The sequence below is a fragment of the Micromonospora sp. CA-249363 genome (assembly GCF_050950185.1).
In the GTDB taxonomy this organism is placed as follows: Bacteria; Actinomycetota; Actinomycetes; order Mycobacteriales; family Micromonosporaceae; genus Micromonospora.
The window spans coordinates 705,796-729,706 of record NZ_CP192020.1 but is presented as its reverse complement, the minus strand read 5'-3'; the positions used below and the strand labels follow the sequence as shown (position 1 = coordinate 729,706).

Below are 23,911 nucleotides of genomic sequence, written 5' to 3'. Positions count from 1 at the left end.
GGGGGATCTCACCGACGACGGTCCAGCAGCAGGACGTCCACGGTGGAGCCGGCCGCGGCGGTGGTGACCCGCTCGCCGAGCACCAGGAGCCCGTTCGCCTCGGCCAGGCCGGAGAGGGTGAACGGGCCGCCCCGCAGCGGTTGCACGGTGTAGCCGCCGCCGCGTCGCTCGGCGACGTGCGCGGGCCGGAACTCGCGCAGCCCGCCCGGTGACGACACGGTCTCCAGCAGGTGCGCCCGGACGCTGGGACGGAACACCGGCTCCGCGCCGGCGAGCAGTTGGATCGCCGGTCGGGCCAGCACCTCGAAGCCGATCAGCGCGGCACCCGGGTCGCCGGGCAGGCAGACCACCGGCACCTCCTCGGCGCCGACCGTGCCGAACCCGAGTGCCGTGCCGGGATAGAGCGCCACATCGGTGAAGGCCACCGGCCCGGCTCGGCCGCCCTCGCGGCGGGACAGGATCCGTCGGACCATGTCCCCGGGGCCGGTGCCGGTCCCGCCGGTGGTGATGATCAGATCGGCCCGCAGGGTCTGGTCCTCCAGCAGGCCGCGCAGCCCCTCCGGGTCGTCGTCGCAGATGCCGACCCGGTACGCCAGCGCGCCCACCTCGGCAGCGGCGGCGGTCAGCGCGTGCGAGTTGGCGTCCACCACCTGGCCGGGCTGGCTGCCCCGGCCCACGTCGACCAACTCGTCCCCGGTGGCCACGATGACCACCCGCGGACTCGGCCGGACCACCACGTGGCCGATGCCGGTGGCCGCGAACACGGCGACGAGCGCCGGGGACACGTACGTGCCGGCACGGGCGAGCAGCGTGCCGGCGGGCAGCTCCTCACCGGCCCGGCGGACGCCGTACCCCCGCTTGGGGGTGCGGAAGATCTCGACGGCGGCCATGCCCTGGTCGGTCCACTCCACCGGGACCACCACGTCCGCGGCGACCGGTAGCGGCGCCCCGGCGGCCACCGAGAAGCACGAGCCCGGGGTAAGCCGCACCGGGCGCCAGCTCGCCGCGCCCAGGTCGCCGACCACGTTGAGCCGGATGCTCCGCCCGCCGGGCGTGCCGGAGGGGGCCGGGACGTAGCTCGGGCCCCGCCCCCCTCCGGAAATGTCCTCCCAACGTGCCGCGTACCCGTCCACGGCCGCCTGGTCGAAGGCCGGGAAGGCGTGCGGCGCGACGACATCCTCGGCGAGGACGTTGCCGTGCGCCTGGGTGAGGTCGAGGTCGAGTGGCGGCAGCGCTCGTAACCTGCGCAGCACGCTGCCCAGGTAGTCGGCGAGCGGCGTCAACTCGTTCGCGGCCGCCTCGGCGTCGGCCGTCGCGGTCATGTACCAGATCCGCCTGCCGCGTCGGCCTTGACGAAGTCGGCCAGCCAGGCGCGGAACTCGGTGCCGACGTCCTCGCGTTCGGCGGCGATCTGCACGACCGTCTGGAGGTAGCCCAGCGGCATGCCGGTGTCGTAGCGGGTACCCCGGTAGACGATGGCGTGCACCGGCGTGCCCTCGGTGCGCAGCAGCTCCATCGCGTCGGTCAGTTGGATCTCGCCCCCGCTGCCCGGCTTGGTCCGCCGGATCGCGTCGAAGATCGTGCCGGGCAGCACGTACCGGCCCAGCACGGCCAGGTTGCTCGGCGCGTCCTCCGGCTGCGGCTTCTCCACCATGCCGGTCACCTTGACGACTTCGCCGATGTCGGTCAGGTCGTCCTCGGCGGGCTCGACCGAGGCGATGCCGTACCGCTTGGTGTCGGCCGGGTCGACCTCGAAGAACGCGAGCACCACGCCGCCGGTGCGCGCCTGCAACTCCAGCATCGCCGGCAGCAGCGGCTCGGACGGCTTCACGAACTCGTCACCGAGCAGCACCGCGAAGGGCTGGTCGCCCACGTGGGCCTCGGCGTACCCGATCGCGTGCCCGAGCCCGAGCTGCTCCGGCTGCCGGACGGTGTAGATCTCGGCCAGCTCACCGGGCCGACGCACGGCCGCCAGGCGCTCGGCGTCGCCCTTCTCCTCCAGCCTGGTCTCCAGGTCGGGGCGACGGTCGAAGTGGTCCACCATCGACGTCTTACCCCGACCGGTGATCAGCAACACGTCGCCGATGCCGGCCTGGGCGGCCTCCTCGACGATGTACTGCAGCACCGGCCGATCGACGACCGGCAGCAGCTCCTTGGGAACCGCCTTGGTGGCCGGCAGGAAGCGGGTGGCCAGTCCGGCGGCCGGGATGACGGCCTTGACCGCCAGGGGACGGCCGGTTGCGGCGACCGTCGCTGAGGAGTTCGCTGAGTGCTCCGACATGCCGCGAGACTATCGGCCACGGCTCTGCCGCGGCGGGTGTGGCCCAGAAGACGCGCCGCCGCCCGGCCCCGGCCGCGCCGCGTCCGGGCCGGCTCGCGCCGCGTCCGCCGTGCCGTCCGCCGGTTCCGGCCGCGCGTGCGCGGGTCCCGAACGGTTCGATTCGGGTACGCCCGCAGCCGACTCCGACCGGGCGTGGCCGCCCGGCTCCCGCGGGACCTGCACGGACCGGCCGGCTCTCGGCAGCCCGTCGGTCGGGCTGACCGCGCCGGCCGGCACCGGTATCTCCCGCGTCGGCACATCGGGGCGGACCTCCGCGACGCGGTAGGTGTCCCGGCCGGCGGCCTTGGCGACGTAGAGGGCGTCGTCGGCGGCCTCCAGCACCTCTCGCCCGGTGCTGCCGTGGTCGGGGTAGACGGCGATGCCGACCGACACGGTCACCACGATCGGCCCCGCGTACGCCTCGACGGCGATCGGCGTCTCGCGTACCGCCGCGCCCAGTCGCTCCGCGACGATCGCCGCGCCCCGGGCGTCGGTCTCCGGCAGGAGCAGCACGAACTCCTCCCCGCCCTGCCGGAACGCCAGGTCCACCTCGCGGATCTCCCCGCGTACCCGCCGGGCGAACTCCGCCAGCACGGTGTCGCCTGCCGCGTGCCCGTACGTGTCGTTGACGTCCTTGAAGCGGTCCAGGTCGAGGGCGAGGACGCTGAGCATCCGGCCGAACCGGCTGGCCCGCTCGACCTCCCGGCGGATCGACTCGCGCAGGTAGCGGTAGTTCCACAGTCCGGTGAGCGGGTCGGTGAGGGACAGCCGCTGGGCCTCCTCGTGGACCCGTACGTTCTCCACCGCCACGGCCGCGTGCCCGGCGAAGGTGCGCAGGGTGACCAGGTCGTCGTCGTCGAACTCGGCAGCGCCCACCCGATCGTAGAGCGCCAGCACGCCGAGGGCCGCCGCCGCAGCGCCCGCCTCGTCGGCCGGCCTCTCGCCGCCGAGGGTGTACGTCGTGCCGCCCGGGGTCCCCGGCGTACTCGTCATGCCGGGCGGGGTGCCTGACGTACCCGGCGTGCTCGTCGTGCCCGGGGTGGCGAAGGGGACCGCGACGTAGGTGCGGCAGCGCGGCTCGCCGGTCGGCGTCTCGGTCGGTTCGACGCGTCCCCGCTGCGGCTCGCCGGTCGCGGCCACCGCGCCGACCACGCCGACGCCCACGGGCACGCGCAGGGTCTGCGGCCCGTCCGGGTCGGAGGCCGGCCAGCGCCCGTCCAGACCCTCGCTGCACTGTGCGACCAGCACCCCACCGGTCTCCACCAGCAGTACCGCGCCGGCCCGAGCGCCGGTGGCGGCGATGGCGCTGTGCAGGATCACCCGCAGGATGCGTTGCAGATCGTGGGTGCTGGCCAGGGTGTCGCCGAGCACCGCCAGGTGCCCGCGGAGCTGGTCGCGGCTGCTGGTGAGCGCCGCGACGTACGAACCGGTCTCGCGGGTCATCCGGTTGAACGCCTCCGCGAGCCGGCCCAGCTCGTCCCGGCCGCGCACCGGCACCCGGGCGGTCAGGTCGCCGTACGCCACCCGGTCGACCGCGCCGGCCAGCTCCACCAGGGGCCGGGTGGTGACCCGGGCCAGACGCCACGCGGTCAGCACGGCGAGCAGCCCGGCCAGGACGACCACGCCGGCCAGCGTGACGTGCAGCCCCGGCGGCCTGGTGCTCGGCACCGACAGCACCAGCGGCAGCGGCTGGCCCACGGACGGTCCGATCCGCCGCACGTACCGGCCCTTGGTGGTTTCGGTGACCCGCTCGCCGGTGCTGTGGCCGGCGGCGGCCAGCACGCCGTCGCGTACCTCGCGGGACTCCGTGGTGTGGGTGAACCGGGCGGCGCTCGCGCCGCCGTCGAGCAGCGTGACCGCGACTCCGCTCACCGCCGCCAACCGGGCCACGAAGGCCGGGTCGACGAGTTGTGCGGCGGCCACACTTCCCAGCAGGGCGCCGGCCGCGTCCCGGCGGTCGACGCGGGCCGCCAGCGCGCGGACCGGGCCGGACGTCGCGGCGACCGGCTCCGAGCAGTCCCGCCAGGGGGTCGACGGCGCGCCCGGAGAGACGTACGTGGCCCGTCCGCTCACGTCGCTGACCAGCACCGCCGCGGCCAACCCGCGCCCGACGAGCTGGCCGGCGACGACGGCCGGATCACCGGTGAGGGCGACCGCGTCGGCGGCGGCACGGAGCTGCTGGCAGAGCGCGTCGACCGAGGTACGCACCGCGGACGCCGCCACGGCGAGACGTTCGGTGGACCGGGTGCGGTCGACGGCCGTGACGGTGGAGGCGACGAAGAACGCACCGAGCAGGACCGGGCCGAGCACCACCACGAGGAAGGCTGCCGTCAACCGCCCGCGTAGCGTCACTCGGTCCCCCCGGAAGTTCCGCCTCCGTTGCTTGCGATGCTGACACAGAGCAACCGTGGGAGTGGCGTTGCGTCAGGAGTGTTGCGTGTCAGATTTTTCTGATGAAGCGGAAGTGACCCGTGTGACGAAGCGGGACACCCGGATTCGGCTGCTCGCCCACCGTCGGGCCCTGGACGACGCGACGCGGGCCGAAGCCGCGCGGCGCGTCCAGGTCGAGCTGGTCGCCCTGGTACGCCGGCTGCGCCCGCGCCGGATGACGGCGTACGTGCCGGTCGGCTCCGAGCCGGGCGGGGCCGACCTCGCGGAGGTGTTGCGCGGGGCGTTACCGGCCGAGGGTGAGTTGCTGCTCCCGGTGCTTCGCGCGGATCTCGACCTGGACTGGGCGGCGTACGCCGGTCCGCACGCGCTGGCCGCCGCCGGCCGGGGCATCCGGGAACCGGCCGGCCCCCGCCTCGGCGTGGACGCGATCTCCGGCGCGGAACTGGTGGTCGTGCCGGCGCTCGCCGTCGATCACCACGGTCGACGGCTGGGCCGCGGCGGAGGCTCCTACGACCGGGCGCTGGCACGGGTGTCCACGGCGAGCCTGACCGTGGTGCCGTTGCACGACGGCGAGCTGGTCGAGGCCCTGCCCACCGAGCCGCACGACCGTCCGGTCCGCGCGGTGGTCACCCCCTCCGGCGGAATGCGTACGCTTGATGACGGCCTGGGTACGGCGGGGGGTGTCGCGCCCCACACGTCCGCTGGACGAACCCGGCCCGCATGACGCACCATTGGCACTCGAATACGTCGAGTGCCAATTGGCCGAGTCCAGACACCGGAGGAGAACGTGCCTACGTACCAGTACGCCTGCACCGCGTGCGGTCACCAGCTCGAGGCGGTGCAGTCCTTCTCTGACGAGCCGCTGACCGAGTGCCCGGCGTGCCAGGGGCGGCTGCGCAAGGTCTTCAACTCCGTCGGCATCGTCTTCAAGGGCTCGGGCTTCTACCGCACCGACTCCCGCGCGTCCGGCTCGGAGACGTCGGCCGGCGGCACCGCGAGCAAGCCGGCCAAGTCCGAGTCGTCCTCGGGTGGGGACTCCGGCTCGTCGTCGGGGTCGTCCTCGTCGTCATCGACGTCGTCCGGGTCCTCGTCGTCCGGGTCGTCCTCGTCGTCCGGCGGGTCGAGCGGCGGCGGCAAGGCAGCGGCGGCCAGCTCGGCCTCCTGACGCCGCGCGGGGCTCAGTCCCAGTGCGGAGGGCGTTGGGCGAGGAGCCAGTCGTCGTTGCCGCCGCCGCTGGGCTCGCCCCAGCCGTGGTCGGTGTCGTCGGAGGTCTGCTCGGGCAGCACCACGAAGTCGTCGCTCAGGTCGACGGTGCGGTCGTCGTCGCCGCGCGCGGCGCCAGGGTCCTCGGTGCTCACGAGCGGCAAGGGTAGCGCAGGTCGCCGGCTCCGTTGGTAGCGTCGGACGGCGTGACGACCCCCAGCGGTGGCAGCACCCCGGACGACTACTGGCGTCGGCCGGGGACCGGTGACGGCCCGGCGGCGGATCAACCGCCGCCCGCCGCACCACCCGCCGGCGGGTACGCGGGGCCACCTCCGAGCGTGCCGCCTCCGGCGGGCTGGCGTCCCCCCGTACACCTGGAGCCGGCGCCGCCACGACGTCTGCCACCTCAGGACATGGCCGCGCTGGACGCCTCGGAGCAACGGTCGCAGCGGGTCACGTACGGCTTCGGGGCCGCTGCCGCCGTGGTGGCGGTGGCACTGGTCTGCCTGCTCTGCTCGCGGATCGTCTTCTGACCGCCACGCGACCGGCCTCCTCCGACCGGCCGGCAGCGTCAGAGAGTGGTGCCCCAGACGGCTTCCGCGCCGGAGTGACCGGTCAGGGCGACATAGACCAGGGCGGCGATGGACAGCGCGACGACCGCCACCGCGAGCACCGGCGTCACCAGGGCCGGCAGCCGTGGCACCCGGGGGTGGCCGCTGGTCGCCACGAGGAGCGCGATGGCGACGATCCCCAGCGGCACCACGATCCGGAAGAGGATGTCGCCGTACCGCGAGTGCTCGAAGATCTGGTCGAGGATCTGCCCCTGGTAGCCACGGGCGACCAGGGCGTCGGTGAACGCCTCACCGGACTCGACGGCCACGAAGGCGGTCACCGGCGTCACCACGGCGAGGATGCCCAGCGCCCAGTCCAGTCGGTGCCGCCAGCGCGGCAGCACCACGTAGGCGATGGCCAGCACCGCCAGCAGGGGGACGAGGACCACCATCGCGTGTACGACGAAGACGTGTGTCGGCAGACCCAGGATCTCCTCGAACATCGACACCCCTCCAGGCGGATCACGGTCACGGGAGCGCCAGCGTACGTACGAACCGCCGGTCGTCCCGGGCTCTCCCCCGAAGACACGCACGAGGCGCTGCTGAGGTTCAGCACCCGGATCGATCTTCGTGAGCTGTGGTCGTGACCACCGCTGCCCGCCGACGGTTGTCGTCGCTGGTCGTACGTGCTGTCATTGGCGCGTGTCCAGAGGTGAGGAACTGCTGCGATCGAGGGGCCTGCGCGTCACCCGACCGCGCCTCGCGGTGCTGGACGTCCTCGCCGACGGTGGCCACCTGGAGGTCGACGAGATCACCCGGCGGGTCCGTGAGCGCCTCGACTCCGTCTCCACCCAGGCGGTCTACGACGTGCTGGGGGCGTTGAGCAGGGCCGGGTTGTCCCGCCGGATCGAGCCGGCCGGCAGCCCCGCCCGGTACGAGGCGCGCGTCGGCGACAACCACCATCACGTGGTCTGCCGGGGCTGCGGCGAGATCGCCGACATCGACTGCGCGGTCGGCAGCGCACCCTGCCTGGATCCCGGCGGCGCGCACGGCTTCGAGGTGGACGAGGCGGAGGTGACCTTCTGGGGTCTCTGCCCGAACTGTCAGTCGCGTCGCGCCGCCGACGGCTGACCTCTTCGCCACCGCCGTGCCGGGCCGGCCGGTGCTGACCGGCACCGACGCGCCGGCCGTGGCACGCTTGGTCGGTGGACTCCGATGACCTCGGCCTCTTCGGTCCGGGTTCGGTCACGTGGAAGGTGCACGAGGAGCCGATCCTGATCGTCGCCGGCCTGCGCTCGCTCTACCTCCAGGCGTTGCACCCCCGCGCCATGGCCGGTGTCGCGCAGAACAGCAACTACCGCACGGACGCGTGGGGACGGCTGGTCCGCACCGCCACCTACGTGGCGACCACCGTCTACGGCACCACCGGGGACGCGGAGCAGGCCGGGGCGCGGCTGCGTCGACTGCACGCCCGGCTGCGGGCCACCGACCCCGCCACCGGCGAGGAATTCCGGATCGACGACCCGGATCTGCTGCGCTGGGTGCACGTCACCGAGGTCGAGTCGTTCCTCAGTACGGCCCGGCGGGCCGGCCTGCCGCTCACCGATGACGAGGTGGACGGCTACTACACCGAGCAACGCCGGTCGGCCGCCCTCGTCGGGCTGGACCCGGCCACGGTGCCGGGCACCGCCGCCGAGGTGCAGCGGTACTACCGTGCCGTTCGCCCGGAGCTGCGGATGACCCGGGAAGCCGCCGAGACAGCGTTCTTCCTCACCGCCCCACCGCTGCCGTGGAAGCTCAGTCTGCCGGCCCGACTGGGCCTCAACCTCGGGCCGCCACGGTGGGCGTACCTCGGGATCGCGGGCACCGCGCTCGCGCTGCTACCCCCGTGGGCCCGGCGGATGTACGGCGGGTTGGGGCTGCCCACCACCGAGTTGTCCGCCGATCTCACCGTTCGCGCGCTGCGACTGGCACTCGCCGCGGTGCCCCGCCGCTACCTGGAGGGGCCGTTGATCCAGGCCGCCAAGCAACGGGCGGCCGGCCGAGCGGCGTTGGCAGGCTGACAGGCCTGGTTGCTGTTGCCCTCGGCCTTGATGCTGGGGTCGACCGCAGGCGGGCAGGACGGCTGTCACCTTCCGCAGCGTCACCGAACGCGGCCGCGTTGAGCTGGCCGGCGGACGCGCGATCAGCCCTCGGCGGACCGTTCCACGGCCGCCCACGGCTCCTTGCCCGGGGTCTGCGCCCCGGTGGGGCAGTGCCGTCGGTAGTCGCACCAACCGCAGCGCGGCCCGGGTGCCACCGGGAACGCCTCGTCGGCGTTCCCGCCGTCGGCGACGACCCGCTCGGCGGCCATGATGTCGCGGGCCGTGGCCTCGGCGCGGGTCAACTGACGGGCCAGCGACTCGACGGTGTGGTCGTGACCGGCGACCGTGCCGGTCGGCAGGTGGTGCAGCTCGACTCGGCGGCACGGTTTGCGGAACACCCGCTCGGCCGCGTACGCGTAGAGGGCCAGCGCCTGGGAGCCTCGGGCGTCGTCGGCGTCCAGCCCGGTGCGGCCCGTCTTGTAGTCGACGATGACCAGCTCGGGGCCCTCCGGTCCGGGGCGGGAGTCGATGCGGTCGGCGCGGCCGTTGAAGGCCAGCACGGCGGTCTTGACCGCCACCACCCGCTCGACACCGAGCGGGTCGGCGTCCGGCTCCAACGTCTCGACGTACGCCTCGAGCCAGCTCAGCGCCCGTCGGTAGGCGGCCCGCTCCTGCTCGTCGTCGCGGTAGCCCTCCCGAACCCAGGTGCCCTTGAGCAGGGTGGCCAGCGCCTCGGGACGGCGTCGGTCGGCGGGCAACGCGTACCAGTTCTTCAGGGCGGTGTGCACGCTGGCGCCGAGCGAGTTGTGGGCCCAGGGCGGGCCCTTCTGCGGTGCGGGCCGGTCGACGTAGGAGTAGCGGTAGCGGCGAGGGCAGTCGGCGTACGTCCCGAGTTTGCTCGGGGTGCAGACGAACAGTCGTTCCGGCATCCCCTCGAAGCCGAGCTGCTCGGCGCCGCCGGGGCGCTGTTGAGGGGCCCGACCGCCCGCGGCGGATCGTCCGGAGGAAGAGGCTCGTCGCACGCCTGCGATCCTGCCATCCACCCCCGACATCCCGGGTACGCCGGTCAGGTCATGTTCACGTAGTGCGTGACGAAGGCGGCGACCGCGTCGGCGATGAGCTGAACGGCGATCGCGGCAAGGAGCAGGCCGGCGATCCGGGTCAGCACCTCGATGCCTCCGGGCCGCAGGATCTTGACGATGCCGCCGGAGAAGCGCAGCACGATCCACACCGCGACCATGACGGCGAGGATCGCCGCGGCGATGGCGGTGAAGTCGCCCAGCCCGTCGGCCTGCTGGACGAAGAGCATGGTCGCCACGATGGCGCCCGGTCCGGCCAGCAGCGGGGTCCCCAGCGGCACCAGCGCGATGTTCGAGGTGACCTGCTGGCTGGGGTCGTCGGCCTTGCCGGTCAGCAGCTCCAGCGCGACCAGGACGAGCAGGAGCCCGCCGGCGGCCTGCAACGCGGGCAGGTCCACGTGCAGGTAGTCGAGCAGCGTCTGCCCGGCCACCGCGAAGATCACGATTACGCCGAGAGCCAACGCGACGGCCTGCCACGCCGCCCGGTTACGGTCGCGGGCCGGCAGCGGGCCGGTCAGCGCCAGGAAGATCGGCATCATGCCCGGGGGGTCGGTGATCACCAGCAGGGTCACGAAAACCTCGCCGAACAGCTTCAGATCCACGTGAGCAACCTAGCCGCGCCACGATGGGCGAAATACGCGGATCAGCCCGAAGCGACCTCGGTCACCCCGGCGGCGACGATCCGCTCGTACGCCTCGACGCCGGTGCTGAACGCGCCGAGCCGTACGGTCTTGTGAGTGCCGTGGAAGTCGGAGGAGCCGGTGACCAGAAGGTCCAGCTCAGCGGCGAGCGCCCGGACGTGCGCCCGCTCGGCGGGGCTGTGGTCCTCGTGGTCGGCTTCCAGGCCGGCCAGCCCGGCGGCGGCCAGCTCGGCGATCAACTTGTCGGGCACCACCCGGCCTCGTCGGGTGGCCCGGGGATGGGCGAACACCGGTACGCCCCCGGCGGCCCGGACCAGCCGGACCGCGCGGAAGACGTCGATGTCCTCCTTCGGCAGCCGGTACCGCTCGCCCAGCCAGTCCGGGCCGAACGCCGCGCGGGTGTCGGCGACCAGGCCGGCGCGGATCAGCGCCTGCGCGATGTGCGGGCGTCCCACCGTCCCGCCGGCCGCGCCCGCGAGGATCTCCGGCCAACTCACGTCGATGCCGTCGGCGCGGAGCAGAGCCACGATCCGCTCACCACGCTCCTCGCGAGCGGCCCGCACCCGGGCCATCTCGGCGACCAGCTCCGGGTGTTCCGGGTCGAACAGGTAGGCCAGCAGGTGCAGTGGGACCGCCGGCTCGGTGCCCTCCCAGCGGCAGGACAGTTCGGCGCCCCGGATCAGGAGCAGGCCGGGTGGCAACGCCCGTACGGCCGGCGCCCAACCTGCGGTGGTGTCGTGGTCGGTGATGGCCAGCACGTCCAGTCCGGCGTCCGCGCCGGCGCGGACGAGTTCGGCCGGCGTCAGCGTGCCGTCGCTGGCGGTCGAGTGGGCGTGCAGGTCGATCCGGGGCGCGGAGCCGGTACGCGAGGTCACCTCCCGACGCTACCGAGCGGACCCGAAGCAGACTCGCGTAGGTCGAGGCGACTCCGGCGCCCACCCGGACTCGCCCGGGTCAGGAGCCGCTGACCAGGACCGGTCGGTCGCCCGGCTCGATGCCGGGCACGGGCACCGGCTCGGCCTGTTCGCCGGCACGGACCCGCTTGACGTCGACCCGGACGAGCCGGCCGGAGCTGTCGACGTAGGAGACGTCCGAGTCGCCTCTCCAGGCGATCGTGCCGCTCACCGCCGGGCCGACCGGTACGACGTCCAGCTTCGTATCCAGCCGCTTCAGGTCGACCAGCAGGGAGCGGTCGGTCGACCCGACCTTGCCGTTCACCAGGAGCCACCGTCCGTCGTCGGACATCCCGCCGACGCCGTCCGGGCTCACCTGGGTGCCGCAGGCGGTACGTGCCGCTTTGGTGGCCCGCTTCGGATCGACGAACGCCAGGCAGGTGCCGTTCGAGGGGTTCGCCGACACCTGGCTGACCAGTCGCCCGTCGGGCAGCGAACCGTAGACGTTCAGGATGTCCTGCTCGGGCACCGCGGCCAGCTCGTCCGCGCCGGGCCGCCACAGGGCGTGACCCGGCCGGTTCGGATCGAGCCGGACCAGCAGGCTGCTGCCGACGAACCGGACGGGCTCGGCCCTGTCCGGGACGGCGATCCGCACCGTGCCGATGAGCTGGGTGCCGACGACTCCCGCCACGAGCAGGTCCCCGCCGTCCCGCCAGGCGACCTGGGTCGCGTCGGGCGCGAGGACGATCTGGCCCGCGCCGGCCAGCAGGACCTGCACCAGGCCGTCGTCCTGGGCGACCCAGAGCGAGCGCCCGGCGGCGGTGGGCGCTCCGACCACCAGCAGACCCGCGCCGTTGGGCAGCCGATGCGCGAGTTCGGCAGGGCCGACACCGGGCAGCGCCAGGCGCCTACCGTCGGCGTCGATCACGGCGCCGGCGACGAGCACGTCGGTCGGCGTCTTCGGCGAGTACGAAGGTGGGGCGACGCTGACCGTGGGGAGCGGTCGGCCCGACAGGTCCGGGTCGCCGATCACGACGATGGGTGGCCCCTGCTGGTCGGAGCTGCCGGAGAGGTGTGTCATGCCGGCGCCGATCAGCACGGTCGTGACCACCCCGAGCGCGACGCCGGCTCCGGCCCGCCGCCGTCGGATCCGGTTGGCACGCCGGATGGCCTGACCGGCCGGGTCGGCGCTCAGCGGACGGGTCACGGCGACCTGGCGCGAGAGAGACTCCCGCACCGCACCTTCGAGCTGGTCACGTCGCACCTGATTAGGACGCCGCAGGCCGCCCGTCAGGTTGTCGGGCAGCCGCGGAAACGCGCTCACTGCTGCTCTCCGGGGCCGGTGCCGACGGGCACGGCCACCGGAGCGGTGGACAGGTCGACCGCCGGGGCGATCGGATGGGGCGCGGGCGGGCGCAGCGCCACCGGCCGGGACTCGCCCCGACCGAGGCCGGGACGCGGCGTGACCGGAGAGGAAGCTCCCGACCTGCCTCCGACCGGACCGGACCGCACCGCCTCGACAGGCCCGCCAGGCCGGACCGCCTCGACAGGCCCGCCGGGTCGGACCGCCGCTCGGGAACGGGCGGCAGTCGCGTCACGGCCGCGCCGCGAGGCGGCGCCGGTCCCGGCCGGTTCGGCGGCCAGATCCGGAGTGTCGGCGCCCATGCGACGGCGCAACGTGGCCAACGCCCTGGATGCCTGGCTCTTCACCGTTCCGGGCGAGATATCCAGCAGTGCCGCCGTCTGCGCTTCCGACAGGTCCTCGTAGTAGCGCAGGACGAGCACCGCACGCTGCCGGCCGGGCAGCTCCTTGAGGTGCCGCCAGAGCAGGTCGCGGTCGAGCTGCTGTTCGATCTCGTCGAGGCCGGGGCGCTCGGGCAGCACCTCGGTGGGACGCTCACCGTGCCAGCGCCGCCGCCACCAGCTCGTCGACGTGTTGACCATGACACGCCGGGCGTACGGCTCGACCGCCTCGATCCCGCCGAGCCGCTTCCACGCGAGGTAGGTCTTCGTCAGCGCCGTCTGGAGCAGGTCCTCGGCCGTCGCCCAGTCCCCGGAGAGAAGATAGGCGGTACGGAGCAGGGCGGCGGAGCGAGCCGCGACGAACTCGCGAAACTCCTCCTCCAGGGGGTCCCTGCTCGCCACCACACACCTCCGCACCCAAACCGTTCTGGAAGAGTGCCACGTCAGCGGCGCTGCGGTCCATGACGAAAGGTGCGCACTTGCTCCGATGTTCGGACGAAAACTTTCACGCCCCGTCGTCGGCCTTGGCCTCGTCGGCCTCCTTGCCCAACCGCGCCTCGACGGCCTGCGGCTCGTACATCTCTTCGACGACGCGTAGATAGAGTTCGTTCGGGTTGGGCAGATTCTTGATCTCCCGCAGCGCCTGCTCCTGACCGGCGGACTCCAGCACGAAGGTGCCGTAGTTGAGCGCCCGGCCGGTCGGGGTCTGCTCGTACTTCATGTCGGTCACCCGGACCAGCGGCATCATGGCGACCTTGCGGGTGACGATGCCGTTGACCACCATGACCCTCTTGTTGGTCAGGATGAACCGGTCATACCACCAGTCGGCGACCTTCCACGCCACCCAGCCCATGACGGCGAACCAGAGCAGCACCGCGATGGTCGTCAACGCGCCGACGTTCTGCCCCGCGAGGAAACCGGACAGGTAGCCGAGCACGAAGGTCGCCGCGATGCCGATCAGGAGCGGGTTGGTGAGGTGGATCCAGTGCCGCTTCCACTCACCCCGGTAACGCTCGGTCGGGAAGAGGTAGCGGGCGACCAGCGAGCTGGGCTCATCCTCGAGAGGAAGGACCCGCCGAGGTGTCGACCCCATGGCGTCGGCGCGCAGCCCCGCCAACTCCTCCTCGGAGATCTGGGGCGGCTGGTTGGCGGCGTCGGGATCGCGGATCCAGGCCCGACCGGACCGCCCTTCGCCGGCATAGCCGGGCCCGTCGCCGTAGCCGACGTCGTCCGAAAGGGATGGCCCGTCGGACAGACCGGGACCACGGCCGTAGCCCGGGCCGTCATCGGGCCCGATCCGCGGAATCGGCTCGGTGTCGCGTTCGCGGCGTTCCCGGTCGGGGTCGTCCGGGTCGAAGGGTGGACCGGAGGGGCTGCCCATCGGCGGCTAGGCGACGAGACTGGTGAAGAAGTCGCCAAACCCCTGGGCGATGTCCATGATCCCGCCGCCCAGCGACTTGAACACATCAGCCGCAGAGTTTGGCCGATAGGCGACGAAGAAGATCAAGAATGCGATTCCGGCCCAGGTGAGGACCTTCTTGACCATGGCGGGCCATCCTCTCGCGCGGCGCCGGGTCCCATTACCGCAGCGGCACCCAGAGTATCAGTGTGGTGTCGTACAGTGAATATCTGCGTCCGTTCTCCGTCAACCCGGAAGAGTTGTCAAGCTCTCCCGGACAGGTACGGGGACGGTGCGCCGTACACGAGTTCGGGCGGAGTCCACTCGGTCAGGTCGTGCAACACGACATCCTCCGCGAGCAGATGACCCGCACTCGCCGGCCAGGCTATCGCATGCAGCCACATTCCCCGAGCCTCGCCGGCGTACGCGCTTCGATCCGTCGGAGAATTCACCAACCACAGTGGAGTCGGGTGTCCACCGACCCTGATCCTGGCCTGCCCGACGTGCTCGGGATGCCCGGGGCCGGGGTCGGTCAGCGCGTCGGCGAGCTCCGGTCCGGGATCGGGGCCGGCCAGGCCGGCGAGTCGCGTACCCAGGCCCACGCCCGGCTCCTCGGCGACGAAGACCAGATCCGCCGGACCGTCGCCGAGCGGCGCGGGCCCCGCGCAGGCCACCGCGGTCGCCCGTACGCCGGTGCGGTCGTCCCCGGCGTACGCCACGCCGGTGAGGGTCCAGCCGAGCGGCAGCGGCCACGGGCACCACAGTGGTGTCCCGGATGGACCGGGAGCAGCGGTGATCCGTTCCACCACGCTCGCGACGATCTCCGCCCCGATGTGTTCGGGCACGTGCAGCGGCGGCACGGGTCCGCAGCGCACGCACCTCGACTCGGTGTGCATCAGATCCGGCGCCCGTACCGGGCCCCCGCATCTCGGACAACTCACCGCGACACTCACATCCCCACCGTCACCCCGCATCGCCGGCACGTCAAGCCGGAACGCCGATCGCGTCGACGGGCGACGGTCAGTCCGGCGGTGGGCCGGCGTGCGTCCGGATCCACGCGTGCATCGCGATGCCGCTGGCCACTCCCGCGTTGATGGACCTCGTGGAGCCGTACTGGGCGATGGAGTGGAGGCGGGCGCAGGCGGCCCGGGCGGGCGCGGACAGGCCCGGGCCCTCCTGGCCGAACAGCAGCACGCAGTCACGCGGCAGGACGGCGGTCTCGATCGGCCGGGAGCCGGGCAGGTTGTCGATGCCGAGCACGGGCAGCCGCCGCCCCGCCGCCCAGGCGACGAACTCCTCGATCGTCTCGTGGTGCCGGACGTGCTGGTAGCGATCGGTCACCATCGCGCCGCGCCGATTCCACCGACGCCGGCCGACGATGTGCACCTCGGCGGCGTTGAACGCGTTGGCGTTGCGGACCACGGTGCCGATGTTGAAGTCGTGCTGCCAGTTCTCGATGGCGACGTGGAAGCCGTGCCGCCGTCGGTCCAGGTCGGCGACGATCGCCTCGTGCCGCCAGTAGCGGTAGCGGTCGACAACGTTGCGCCGGTCGCCCTCGGCCAGCAGTTGCGGGTCGTAGCGCGGATCCTCGGGCAGGTCCCCCGGCCAGGGGCCCACACCCACCTCAGGCTGGTCGTCGGTCACGGTCATCAGAGAGTACGGCCACCCCGGCGCCCCGCGATCTCAGCCCAGGCCGAGCGCGTCACCGAGCCGGTCCAGGAAGCGCCGGTCCGCCGGGCTGGCCGGCTGCCCGTCGAGGCCGGGCACCGACCGGCAGACGCGGGCCGCGACCGACTGCACCCACTGGCGGTACGCCGCCGAGTCGGCCGGGTCGGCGTGCCGACGCAGCACCCGGACCGCCGCCCGACACGCGGCCAGCAGGTCCACCAGATCGGCGAGTCGCTCGGCGGGAGCCGGCGCGCCGTCGTGGCGGGCGTAGATCGCGGTGACCACGGCTCGGACCAGGTCGCTGTCGAACCCACGACCGGCCGCCACCGCGTCCAGGCCGGCCAGGCCCGCCTCCACCCCGCGCTCCGGGCGGCCCACGCCGGGCGCGGCGGCGGCCACGAGGACCCGAGCGGGCAGGCTGGTGAGCAGATCCCACTCGGCGGCGGAGTAGACGGCGGTGGTCAAGGGCGCGGCGCGGCGGCCGGCAGAGGGCGGCTCTCCGGCGACGGAGTGGCTCATCGGAACCTCCGGCGTCAGCATAAGCCCGCAAAACGGGAACAGGGCCGCCACCGGCAGAACGTGCTGCCCGGGAAGCCCTGTTCCGGCGGTGTCCGCCCGCCGCGCGCCGTCAGCGCGGGGTGGGGAAGCTGGGCCGCTCCGGGTCCACCCCGTCCGCCACCGCGCTGGTCGCGTACTCCTTCTTCGGGACCATGACCCGACGGCGGAAGACGCAGACCATGGTGCCGTCCTGGTTGTAGCCCCGGGTCTCCACCGAGACCACGCCCCGGTCGGGCTTGGAGCCGGACTCCCGCTTGTCGAGCACGGTCGTCTCGCCGTAGATGGTGTCGCCGTGGAAGGTGGGTGCCACGTGGCGCAGTGACTCCACCTCGAGGTTGGCGATGGCCTTACCGCTGACATCGGGCACCGACATGCCGAGCAGCAGCGAGTAGATGTAGTTGCCGACCACGACGTTGCGCTTGAACTGGCTGGACGTCGCGGCGTAGTGCGCGTCCATGTGCAGCGGGTGGTGGTTCATGGTGAGCAGGCAGAAGAGGTGGTCGTCGTACTCGGTGACGGTCTTGCCCGGCCAGTGCCGGTAGACCGCGCCGACCTCGAACTCCTCGTAGTAGCGGCCGAACTGCATCCTGGTCCCCTTCGACGGGCGGCGATGGAGTTCGGCACAGCATGCCTTACCGGTGGTTAAGGCGACGGTGGGGGCGGAGCCTCGGCGGAAATGTCACACCGGTCACTCACCCGGGGGGAGACGCAATGAGCGGCGGGGCCCTCCCCGGCACCCGCCGCCCACGCTCTGATGTGAAGAATTCTGCCCTACGGTGCCGTAGCTTCAACAGAGATCGCGGTCACATTTATCTTTTCGCAACACTACTCTCGGTGACGACAGCAAGGTTGATCAGCGATCTCCGCAGGCCGGATACCTCCTCGTCAGGGCTCAAGTTACCGATTCGTAGCGCTCGATCGGGTGGATCTCCCTGGAAACGCTCCCATCACCGCAGGTCACGCAAGTGCGTCATGCACTTGCGTTCCGCAGGACAAGATGAACTCACGGCGCTCGATGCTCGTCCGGGTCCCCGCGCAGCCCCGCGCACGTTTCGCGTGCAGCGACCCGGGAATTCGATACGGTCAGCCCTGGTTCTACGGGACGCAGACAACCCGCGGTGATCGGAGAGTGCAATGGCAACCGTTGAGCTGACCTCGGCGAACTTCGACGAGGTGACCGGCAGCGACGGCATCGTCCTGGTCGACTTCTGGGCCGACTGGTGTGGTCCGTGCAAGCGGTTCGCCCCGGTCTACGAGCGCTCCTCGGAGAAGCACCAGAACATCGTCTTCGGCAAGGTCGACACCGAGGCCCAGCAGGAGTTGGGCGCGAAGTTCGACATCCGGTCGATCCCGACGATCATGGCGATCCGTGACGGCGTCATCGTCTTCGCCCAGCCGGGCGCCCTTCCCGAGTCCGCGCTGGAGAACCTGATCGAGCAGGTCGAGGCTCTGGACATGGACGACGTCCGCAAGCAGCTGGCCGAGCACAAGCACTGAGCCGTCCCCGCGACGGCACGCGAAGGCCGGGCCCGGTTCGGGTCCGGCCTTTCGTCGTACGTACCCCCAGGCCCGCCCATGATCACCGACCTGGGCAGGCGGAACTGACCATCGGGGGACCCGAGACGGCCGGTACATCCCGTATCGTCACCACCCGATGGAGACCCTGACCACCCGTGGGCGCATGACCCGGCTGGGCGTGACCGCACTCGGTCTCGTCCTGCTGCTGTCGGGCACGTTCTGGGGTAGCGACGACGACTTCCCGTTCGGCCCGTTCCGGATGTACGCCACCTCGAACCCGCCGAACGCCCCCGCACCGGACACCCGGGTGGAGGGCGTGAACAGCACCGGAGCGGTCGTCGACCTCGGCCAGGACGCGACCGGCATCCGCCGGGCCGAGATCGAGGGCCAGCAGGACCGGTACGCCGCCGACCCCGCGCTGCTCGCCGAGGTCGCCGACGCGTACGCCGAACGTCACCCGGATGCCGCCGCGCTGGTCGAGGTCCGCATCGTCATCCGTTGGCACGGCATCCGCGCCGGCCGGCCCACCGGTCAGCACACCGACGAGACCGTCGTCAGCTGGCAGGTCACCCGATGACCCGCTGGCTGACCGAGGCGGTGCCCCGCGGACGGATCGCCGCGTTCCGGACCCTGATCTACCTCTTCGTCGCCGCCGACCTGGTGGTCTTCACCCCCTGGGTACGCACCAGGGCCAGCGTGCCCGGCGAGCTGTACCAGCCGCTGCTGATCGGCCGCCTGCTCCCGCTGCCGACACCGACGCCGCCGGTCGTCGAGGTGATCTTCTGGGCGCTCCTGCTCGCCGCCCTGCTCGCCGCGACCGGCCGGGCACCCCGCCTGCTCGGCTGGACGGTCTGCGCGCTGTACCTCGAGTGGATGATCATCGCGATGAGCTACGGCAAGGTGGACCACGACCGGTTCGGCCTGCTCATCGCGCTGGCCGTGCTGCCCACCGCCGGACGGGCCCGCCACGGCGACACCACCCGCACGGAGGCCGGCGGCTGGGCCCTGCGCGTCACCCAGATCGCGGTCATCTGCACGTACTTCCTGGCCGCCTTCGCCAAGCTGCGTTTCGGCGGCCTGGACTGGCTGACCGGCTCGGTGCTGGCCCGGGCCATCATCCGACGCGGCACCGACCTGGCCGACCTCATCGCCCAGGTGCCGTACCTGCTGATCGTCGCCCAGTTCGGCATCGTGGCCTTCGAACTGCTCAGCCCCGTGGTGTTCCTGCTGCCGGCCCGCTGGCGACTGGCCATGGTCGGCTTCTTCTACTCGTTCCACGTGGTGACCATCGCGACGATCACGATCTCGTTCGCGCCCCACCTGGCCGCGATGACCAGCTTCCTACCCCTGGAACGGGTACGCCCGCTGGTGTGGGCACGCCGGCTCGCCGGGCGCGGCCCGGTCGACGTCGACACACCGCCCGCGCCGCCCGATCAGGCCGGCCCCGGCGTCGGCGACGAACCGTCAGCGCTCGGCGATCAGGTGCCGGCGGTCGGACGACCGGTCGGCCCGTAGAGGCGTTCCCGCGCCTCCTGGGGTAGCGAGCAGGCCGCCGTGCCGCCCGGGAGGCGGTGCCGGTTGCGGGCCACCCAGCGGTACACCGGCCAGGCCACGGCCCGCACCGGCGGGAACCGTAGACCCGCGCCGGCCACCCGCCACACCGGGCCACTGCCCGCGAGCAGCCTCGCGATGGCGTCCGGACCGGCAGCGCGTACGCCGTCCGCGCCGACCCACTGCACGGCCTCCTCGCACTCGGCCACGGTGAGGCCGAGCGCGTCGAGGTCGGCGAACTGCCAGGGCACCACCCGCGCCCTGGTGGGGATCCGACGTTCGATGAACTCCGCACAGGTCGTGCAGAACGCGCAGTCACCGTCGTAGACGAAGGTCGACGTGTCCATGCCGTCCATCCTCCCCCGTCCGAGCGCCGACCACGCACGGGTGTCCGGCGGGTCACTTGCGCTGAGGTCGTACACGTGTTCGAATAATGCCCATGCGCTGGGAGAACCTGACCGCTCCCCCGGTCGAGGGAGACCCCGAGAGGGCAGCGCCAGCGACGCCACCCCTGCCGCTGGCGCTGCCCGGCGCCGTCGTCCGCACCTTCGACACCCCCGAGTTCGCCGGGATGACCTTCCACGAGGTGCAGGCCAAGTCCATCCTCAACCGGGTGCCGGGCCAGTCCCGCGTCCCCTTCGAATGGACCATCAACCCGTACCGAGGATGCACTCATGCGTGTGTCTACTGCCTGGCCGGTGACACTCCGATCCTGATGGCGGACGGACGCACCAAGCCGATCAGCGAGCTCGAGCCCGGCGACCGCATTTACGGGACCGAGCGACGCGGCGCCTACCGGCGGTACGTGGTCACCACCGTCCTCGACAAGTGGTCCACCGTGAAGCCCGCGTACCGAGTCACCCTGACGGACGGCACCACGCTCATCGCCAGCGGAGACCACCGGTTCCTCTCCGATCGTGGCTGGAAGTACGTCACCGGGGCCATGCAGGGCGTCGGCCAGCGCCCCTACCTGACCACCAACAATCGCCTCATCGGCACCGGCCGCTTCGCATCCGGACCCAAGGAGTCAACCGACTATCGTCACGGCTACCTGTGCGGGATGATCCGAGGCGACGCCCACCTCGGCACATACTCGTACCCGAACGGGGTCGTGCATAGGTTCCGTCTGGCGCTGATCGATGATGAGGCGCTGAGTCGGAGCGAGCGCTACCTCGCCCAGGAGGGCGTCGAGACACAACGCTTCTCGTTCGCACCGGCCAGCGCCACCCGGCAAGCCCTGTCGGCCATCCGCACCTCCAAGCAGCGGGACATCGAGAAGATCACCGAGCTGATCCAGTGGCCGGCTACCCCCACCGACGAATGGCGTCTCGGCTTCCTGGCCGGCATCTTCGACGCCGAGGGCAGCTGCAGTAGAGGCATCCTGCGCATCTGCAACAGCGACGACGCGATCCTCGACCAGACGATGGCAGCGCTGAGCCGGTTCGACTTCACCGGCGTGCTCGAAGACCCCGGCAAACCCAACCGGGTGCGGCAGATCAGAGTGACCGGAGGTCTCCCCACTCGGCTTCGGTTCTTCCACCTCACCGACCCGGCCATCACCAGGAAGCGCTCGATCGAAGGCGCCGCGCTGAAGTGCAACGCGAACCTCAGGGTTGTCGACATCCAGGCTCTCGGGCTGGAGCTGCCGCTCTGGGACATCACCACCGGCACCGGCGACTTCATTGCCGACGGCGTGGTGAGTCACAACTGCTTCGCGAGAAACACTCACACCTACCTCGACCTCGATGCGGGTGCGGACTTCGACCGGCAGGTGATCGTCAAGGTCAACGCCGGTGAGTTGGTACGGCGCGAGCTGGCCGCGCCGAAGTGGCGGGGCGCGCACGTGGCCATGGGCACCAATGTGGACTGCTACCAGCGGGCGGAGGGTCGTTACCGGCTGATGCCGCAGATCATCGCGGCCCTGCGGGACTTCGCCAACCCGTTCTCGATCCTCACCAAGGGCACGCTGATCCTGCGCGACCTTCCCTTGCTGCGTCAGGCGGCCGAGGTGACGAGCGTCGGCATCTCCTTCTCGGTGGGCTTCGTCGACGACCAGCTCTGGCGCGGCGTCGAGCCGGGCACGCCACACCCGAGTCGCCGGCTCGACGCGGTCCGCCGGCTCACCGACGCCGGCTTCTCCGTCGGGGTGCTGATGGCGCCGATCCTGCCCGGCCTCAGCGACGGCGAGGAGTCGATCGACGCCACGGTCTCGGCGATCGCCGCCGCCGGAGCGACGAGCGTGACCCCGCTGCCACTGCACCTGCGCCCGGGCGCCCGCGAGTGGTACGCGCAGTGGCTCGCCCGGGAGCACCCACACCTCGTCCCCCGCTACCGGGAGCTGTACCGCTCGGGCGCGTACGCGCCGCAGGCGTACCAGCGCGAGCTGACCGCCCGGGTGCGGATCGCCTCCCGTCGCCACGGGCTGCTCCGGGGCGAGGTGGGCGACAACCGCCGGCTGCCCGAGCCGCCACCGCCACCGGTCGCCGAGCAGCTCGCCCTGCTCTAGGCGGGTTGCGGCGTTACAGTCGGCGGGTGCGTACCGCTCAGCAGATCCTCGCCGACTCCGCCGTGATCGCCGTCGTGGGGGCGTCCCGCGACCCGTTGAAGGCCGCGCACAGCGTCCCGTTGCAGATGCAGCGGTACGGCTGGCGGATCATCCCGGTCAACCCGAGCGTCGACGAGCTCTTCGGCGAGCGGGCGTACGCGACGCTGGCGGACATCCCGCACCCGGTCGACCTGGTGGACGTGTTCCGGCCGGCCGCGGACGCCGTGCAGGTGGTTCGGGACGCGGCGGCGATCGGCGCGCCGGCGGTCTGGCTGCAACTGGGCATCGTGTCGGCCGAGGCGCGCGAGATCGCCGAGGAGTCCGGCATGGACTACGTCGAGGACCGTTGCCTCATCGTCGAACGCGCCGCGGGGAACCTGACCCGCCGCCCCTGACCCGCCGCCCCTGACCCCGCGCTCCCTCCCCCGCGATCTTGCACTTTCGGTCGACGTTGTGCCCCGCTCTGCACCATTTGTCGCCACAGAAACTGCAAGATCGCGGGATTCAGGGGCGAGGTTAGAGCTTGTATTCCTTCAGCAGGCCTCGGCTGATGATGGTCTTCTGGATCTCTGAGGTGCCTTCGCCGATCAGCAGGAACGGGGCCTCGCGCATCAGCCGCTCGATCTCGTACTCCTTGGAGTAGCCGTAGCCGCCGTGGATGCGGAAAGCCTCCTGGACGACCTCTGCGCAGTACTCGGAGGCGAGCAGCTTGGCCATGCCCGCCTCAACGTCGTTGCGCTGGCCGGCGTCCTTGAGTCGGGCCGCGTTGACCATGAGAGCGTGTGCGGCCTCGATCTTCGTGCCCATCTCGGCGAGCTTGAAGGCGATCGCCTGGTGCCGGGCGAGCGGCTGCCCGAACGTCCTGCGCTGCTGGGCATAGCTGACGGCCAACTCGAAGGCGCGCAGGGAGATGCCGCAGGCGCGGGCGGCCACGTTGACCCGGCCGACCTCGATGCCGTCCATCATCTGGTAGAAGCCGCGGCCGACCTGGTCGGCGCCGCCGAGGATCGCGTAGTCGGGCACGGTCACGCCGTCGAGCACCATCTCGGTGGTCTCGACGCCCTTGTAGCCCATCTTCTCGATCTTCCCGGGGATGGTCAGGCCAGGCGCGGTCTCGCCGAAGCCCGGCTCCTTCTCCAGCAGGAAGGTGCTCATGTTGCCGTACACCGAGTCGGCGCCGGTGTCGGTCTTGACCAGGGTGGCGACCACGGAGGAGTACGCCCCGTTGGTCAGCCACATCTTCTGCCCGTTGAGGACGTAGTTGTCGCCCTCCCGGACGGCCCTGGACTTGATCGCCGAGACGTCGGAGCCGGTCTCGGGCTCGGACATCGAGAACGCGCCGCGCACCTCGCCCGTCGCCATCTTCGGCAGCAGGCGGGTCTTCTGCTCGGCGGAGCCGTGCTGAGAGATCAGGTACGCCACGATGAAGTGGGTGTTGACGATGCCGGAGATCGACATCCAGCCCCGGGAGAGCTGCTCCACCACGAGGGCGTAGGTGAGCAGCGACTCGCCGAGCCCGCCGTACTCCTCGTCGATGGTGAGACCGAACAGGCCCATCTCGCGCATCCCGTCGAGGATGTCGGCGGGGTACTCGTCGGCGTGTTCGAGCCGTTGGGCGTGCGGGATGATCTCCTTGTCGGCGAACTCCCGGACGGTCTCCAGGATCGACTGCTGCACGTCGGTGAGGCCGGGCGTCTGGGCGAGTCGGGCCATCTCAGCCTCCGGGGATCAGCGCACTACTCGTGGGTAACTGAACGCTCGGTCAGT

28 protein-coding genes are annotated in these 23,911 nt (G+C 71.9%); 10 read left to right on the top strand and 18 right to left on the bottom strand.

What is annotated here, in order from left to right:
* Nucleotides 1-8 precede the first annotated feature (8 nt).
* Genes ACQPZK_RS03535 through ACQPZK_RS03525 form a run of 3 tightly spaced genes read right to left on the bottom strand, consistent with a single transcriptional unit; the run spans nucleotide 9 to nucleotide 4,672 of the window.
* Nucleotides 9-1,322, bottom strand: a complete 1,314-nt coding sequence (locus tag ACQPZK_RS03535) for a molybdopterin molybdotransferase MoeA (RefSeq protein WP_421474421.1) — start codon at nucleotides 1,320-1,322, stop codon at nucleotides 9-11.
* Complete coding sequence (locus ACQPZK_RS03530; protein ID WP_433536918.1) at nucleotides 1,319-2,281, bottom strand: UTP--glucose-1-phosphate uridylyltransferase; 963 nt, start codon at nucleotides 2,279-2,281, stop codon at nucleotides 1,319-1,321. The genes ACQPZK_RS03535 and ACQPZK_RS03530 overlap by 4 nt, the downstream gene beginning before the upstream one ends.
* Before the next feature lie 9 nt (nucleotides 2,282-2,290).
* Nucleotides 2,291-4,672, bottom strand: coding sequence for a diguanylate cyclase (locus tag ACQPZK_RS03525; protein WP_433536917.1), 2,382 nt, complete (start codon nucleotides 4,670-4,672; stop codon nucleotides 2,291-2,293).
* Between the two features lie 85 nt (nucleotides 4,673-4,757).
* Here ACQPZK_RS03525 and ACQPZK_RS03520 point away from each other — a divergent pair, with 85 nt between their 5' ends.
* Together ACQPZK_RS03520 and ACQPZK_RS03515 are read left to right on the top strand one after the other, a co-directional pair.
* Nucleotides 4,758-5,435 (top strand): 5-formyltetrahydrofolate cyclo-ligase, encoded by a 678-nt coding sequence (locus ACQPZK_RS03520; RefSeq protein WP_433536916.1) that lies wholly within the window; start codon nucleotides 4,758-4,760, stop codon nucleotides 5,433-5,435.
* A 63-nt stretch (nucleotides 5,436-5,498) separates the two neighbouring features.
* Nucleotides 5,499-5,876: an FmdB family zinc ribbon protein gene (locus ACQPZK_RS03515; RefSeq protein WP_433536915.1), complete on the top strand. Its 378-nt coding sequence runs from the start codon at nucleotides 5,499-5,501 to the stop codon at nucleotides 5,874-5,876.
* A 13-nt stretch (nucleotides 5,877-5,889) separates the two neighbouring features.
* Here ACQPZK_RS03515 and ACQPZK_RS03510 read toward each other — a convergent pair whose 3' ends face one another.
* The gene (locus ACQPZK_RS03510) at nucleotides 5,890-6,069 is read right to left on the bottom strand and encodes a hypothetical protein (RefSeq protein WP_433536914.1); all 180 of its coding nucleotides are present in this window, start codon (nucleotides 6,067-6,069) and stop codon (nucleotides 5,890-5,892) included.
* Between the two features lie 51 nt (nucleotides 6,070-6,120).
* On the opposite strand from ACQPZK_RS03510, the gene ACQPZK_RS03505 reads away from it, so the two are divergent.
* The gene (locus ACQPZK_RS03505) at nucleotides 6,121-6,447 is read left to right on the top strand and encodes a hypothetical protein (RefSeq protein WP_433536913.1); all 327 of its coding nucleotides are present in this window, start codon (nucleotides 6,121-6,123) and stop codon (nucleotides 6,445-6,447) included.
* Between the two features lie 38 nt (nucleotides 6,448-6,485).
* Here the strand turns inward: ACQPZK_RS03505 and ACQPZK_RS03500 are convergent, their stop codons facing one another.
* Nucleotides 6,486-6,968, bottom strand: a complete 483-nt coding sequence (locus ACQPZK_RS03500) for a DUF2231 domain-containing protein (RefSeq protein WP_433536912.1) — start codon at nucleotides 6,966-6,968, stop codon at nucleotides 6,486-6,488.
* A gap of 199 nt (nucleotides 6,969-7,167) precedes the next feature.
* Here ACQPZK_RS03500 and ACQPZK_RS03495 point away from each other — a divergent pair, with 199 nt between their 5' ends.
* Nucleotides 7,168-7,596 (top strand): Fur family transcriptional regulator, encoded by a 429-nt coding sequence (locus ACQPZK_RS03495; protein ID WP_433536911.1) that lies wholly within the window; start codon nucleotides 7,168-7,170, stop codon nucleotides 7,594-7,596.
* A gap of 74 nt (nucleotides 7,597-7,670) precedes the next feature.
* The gene (locus ACQPZK_RS03490) at nucleotides 7,671-8,528 is read left to right on the top strand and encodes an oxygenase MpaB family protein (RefSeq protein WP_433536910.1); all 858 of its coding nucleotides are present in this window, start codon (nucleotides 7,671-7,673) and stop codon (nucleotides 8,526-8,528) included.
* A gap of 122 nt (nucleotides 8,529-8,650) precedes the next feature.
* Here the strand turns inward: ACQPZK_RS03490 and ACQPZK_RS03485 are convergent, their stop codons facing one another.
* The 11 genes from ACQPZK_RS03485 to ACQPZK_RS03435 all read right to left on the bottom strand — a co-directional run bounded on the left by ACQPZK_RS03485 (nucleotide 8,651) and on the right by ACQPZK_RS03435 (nucleotide 17,116).
* On the bottom strand, nucleotides 8,651-9,571 hold the full coding sequence (locus tag ACQPZK_RS03485; RefSeq protein WP_433536909.1) for a RecB family exonuclease: 921 nt from the start codon (nucleotides 9,569-9,571) through the stop codon (nucleotides 8,651-8,653).
* Between the two features lie 44 nt (nucleotides 9,572-9,615).
* Nucleotides 9,616-10,230 carry a MarC family protein gene (locus tag ACQPZK_RS03480; protein WP_421474411.1) on the bottom strand — a complete coding sequence of 205 codons (615 nt, stop codon included), beginning with the start codon at nucleotides 10,228-10,230 and terminating at the stop codon, nucleotides 9,616-9,618.
* 41 nt (nucleotides 10,231-10,271) lie between these two features.
* Nucleotides 10,272-11,144, bottom strand: a complete 873-nt coding sequence (locus tag ACQPZK_RS03475; protein ID WP_433536908.1) for a PHP domain-containing protein — start codon at nucleotides 11,142-11,144, stop codon at nucleotides 10,272-10,274.
* Nucleotides 11,145-11,223: 79 nt separating this feature from the next.
* Entirely contained in the window at nucleotides 11,224-12,486 is a 1,263-nt protein-coding gene (locus tag ACQPZK_RS03470; RefSeq protein ID WP_433536907.1) for a hypothetical protein, read from the bottom strand.
* Entirely contained in the window at nucleotides 12,483-13,307 is an 825-nt protein-coding gene (locus ACQPZK_RS03465; protein WP_433536906.1) for a SigE family RNA polymerase sigma factor, read from the bottom strand. The genes ACQPZK_RS03470 and ACQPZK_RS03465 overlap by 4 nt, the downstream gene beginning before the upstream one ends.
* A 103-nt stretch (nucleotides 13,308-13,410) precedes the next feature.
* Complete coding sequence (locus tag ACQPZK_RS03460; protein WP_433536905.1) at nucleotides 13,411-14,286, bottom strand: PH domain-containing protein; 876 nt, start codon at nucleotides 14,284-14,286, stop codon at nucleotides 13,411-13,413.
* Between the two features lie 6 nt (nucleotides 14,287-14,292).
* The gene (locus ACQPZK_RS03455) at nucleotides 14,293-14,451 is read right to left on the bottom strand and encodes a hypothetical protein (protein WP_007455302.1); all 159 of its coding nucleotides are present in this window, start codon (nucleotides 14,449-14,451) and stop codon (nucleotides 14,293-14,295) included.
* 116 nt (nucleotides 14,452-14,567) lie between these two features.
* Complete coding sequence (locus ACQPZK_RS03450; protein ID WP_433536904.1) at nucleotides 14,568-15,200, bottom strand: DUF6758 family protein; 633 nt, start codon at nucleotides 15,198-15,200, stop codon at nucleotides 14,568-14,570.
* Nucleotides 15,201-15,324: 124 nt separating this feature from the next.
* Nucleotides 15,325-15,948, bottom strand: a complete 624-nt coding sequence (locus ACQPZK_RS03445; RefSeq protein ID WP_433539095.1) for a TrmH family RNA methyltransferase — start codon at nucleotides 15,946-15,948, stop codon at nucleotides 15,325-15,327.
* Nucleotides 15,949-15,987: 39 nt separating this feature from the next.
* The gene (locus ACQPZK_RS03440; protein ID WP_433536903.1) at nucleotides 15,988-16,512 is read right to left on the bottom strand and encodes a hypothetical protein; all 525 of its coding nucleotides are present in this window, start codon (nucleotides 16,510-16,512) and stop codon (nucleotides 15,988-15,990) included.
* 88 nt (nucleotides 16,513-16,600) lie between these two features.
* Nucleotides 16,601-17,116: a MaoC family dehydratase gene (locus tag ACQPZK_RS03435; RefSeq protein ID WP_433536902.1), complete on the bottom strand. Its 516-nt coding sequence runs from the start codon at nucleotides 17,114-17,116 to the stop codon at nucleotides 16,601-16,603.
* Nucleotides 17,117-17,664: 548 nt separating this feature from the next.
* Between ACQPZK_RS03435 and trxA the strand changes: the two genes are divergently transcribed.
* The 3 genes from trxA to ACQPZK_RS03420 all read left to right on the top strand — a co-directional run bounded on the left by trxA (nucleotide 17,665) and on the right by ACQPZK_RS03420 (nucleotide 19,563).
* Nucleotides 17,665-18,027: a thioredoxin gene (gene trxA, locus ACQPZK_RS03430; protein WP_421474404.1), complete on the top strand. Its 363-nt coding sequence runs from the start codon at nucleotides 17,665-17,667 to the stop codon at nucleotides 18,025-18,027.
* 157 nt (nucleotides 18,028-18,184) lie between these two features.
* The gene (locus tag ACQPZK_RS03425; protein ID WP_433536901.1) at nucleotides 18,185-18,625 is read left to right on the top strand and encodes a hypothetical protein; all 441 of its coding nucleotides are present in this window, start codon (nucleotides 18,185-18,187) and stop codon (nucleotides 18,623-18,625) included.
* Nucleotides 18,622-19,563, top strand: a complete 942-nt coding sequence (locus ACQPZK_RS03420) for an MFS transporter permease (RefSeq protein WP_433536900.1) — start codon at nucleotides 18,622-18,624, stop codon at nucleotides 19,561-19,563. Before ACQPZK_RS03425 ends, ACQPZK_RS03420 begins: the two co-directional genes overlap by 4 nt.
* Here the strand turns inward: ACQPZK_RS03420 and ACQPZK_RS03415 are convergent.
* Nucleotides 19,527-19,946, bottom strand: coding sequence for a thiol-disulfide oxidoreductase DCC family protein (locus ACQPZK_RS03415; protein ID WP_433536899.1), 420 nt, complete (start codon nucleotides 19,944-19,946; stop codon nucleotides 19,527-19,529). The genes ACQPZK_RS03420 and ACQPZK_RS03415 overlap by 37 nt on opposite strands.
* A 92-nt stretch (nucleotides 19,947-20,038) precedes the next feature.
* On the opposite strand from ACQPZK_RS03415, the gene ACQPZK_RS03410 reads away from it, so the two are divergent.
* Nucleotides 20,039-22,105: an intein-containing Rv2578c family radical SAM protein gene (locus ACQPZK_RS03410; RefSeq protein WP_433536898.1), complete on the top strand. Its 2,067-nt coding sequence runs from the start codon at nucleotides 20,039-20,041 to the stop codon at nucleotides 22,103-22,105.
* Between the two features lie 26 nt (nucleotides 22,106-22,131).
* On the top strand, nucleotides 22,132-22,539 hold the full coding sequence (locus ACQPZK_RS03405; RefSeq protein WP_433536897.1) for a CoA-binding protein: 408 nt from the start codon (nucleotides 22,132-22,134) through the stop codon (nucleotides 22,537-22,539).
* Between the two features lie 121 nt (nucleotides 22,540-22,660).
* Here the strand turns inward: ACQPZK_RS03405 and ACQPZK_RS03400 are convergent, their stop codons facing one another.
* Nucleotides 22,661-23,857: an acyl-CoA dehydrogenase family protein gene (locus ACQPZK_RS03400; RefSeq protein ID WP_433536896.1), complete on the bottom strand. Its 1,197-nt coding sequence runs from the start codon at nucleotides 23,855-23,857 to the stop codon at nucleotides 22,661-22,663.
* Between the last annotated feature and the right edge of the window lie 54 nt (nucleotides 23,858-23,911).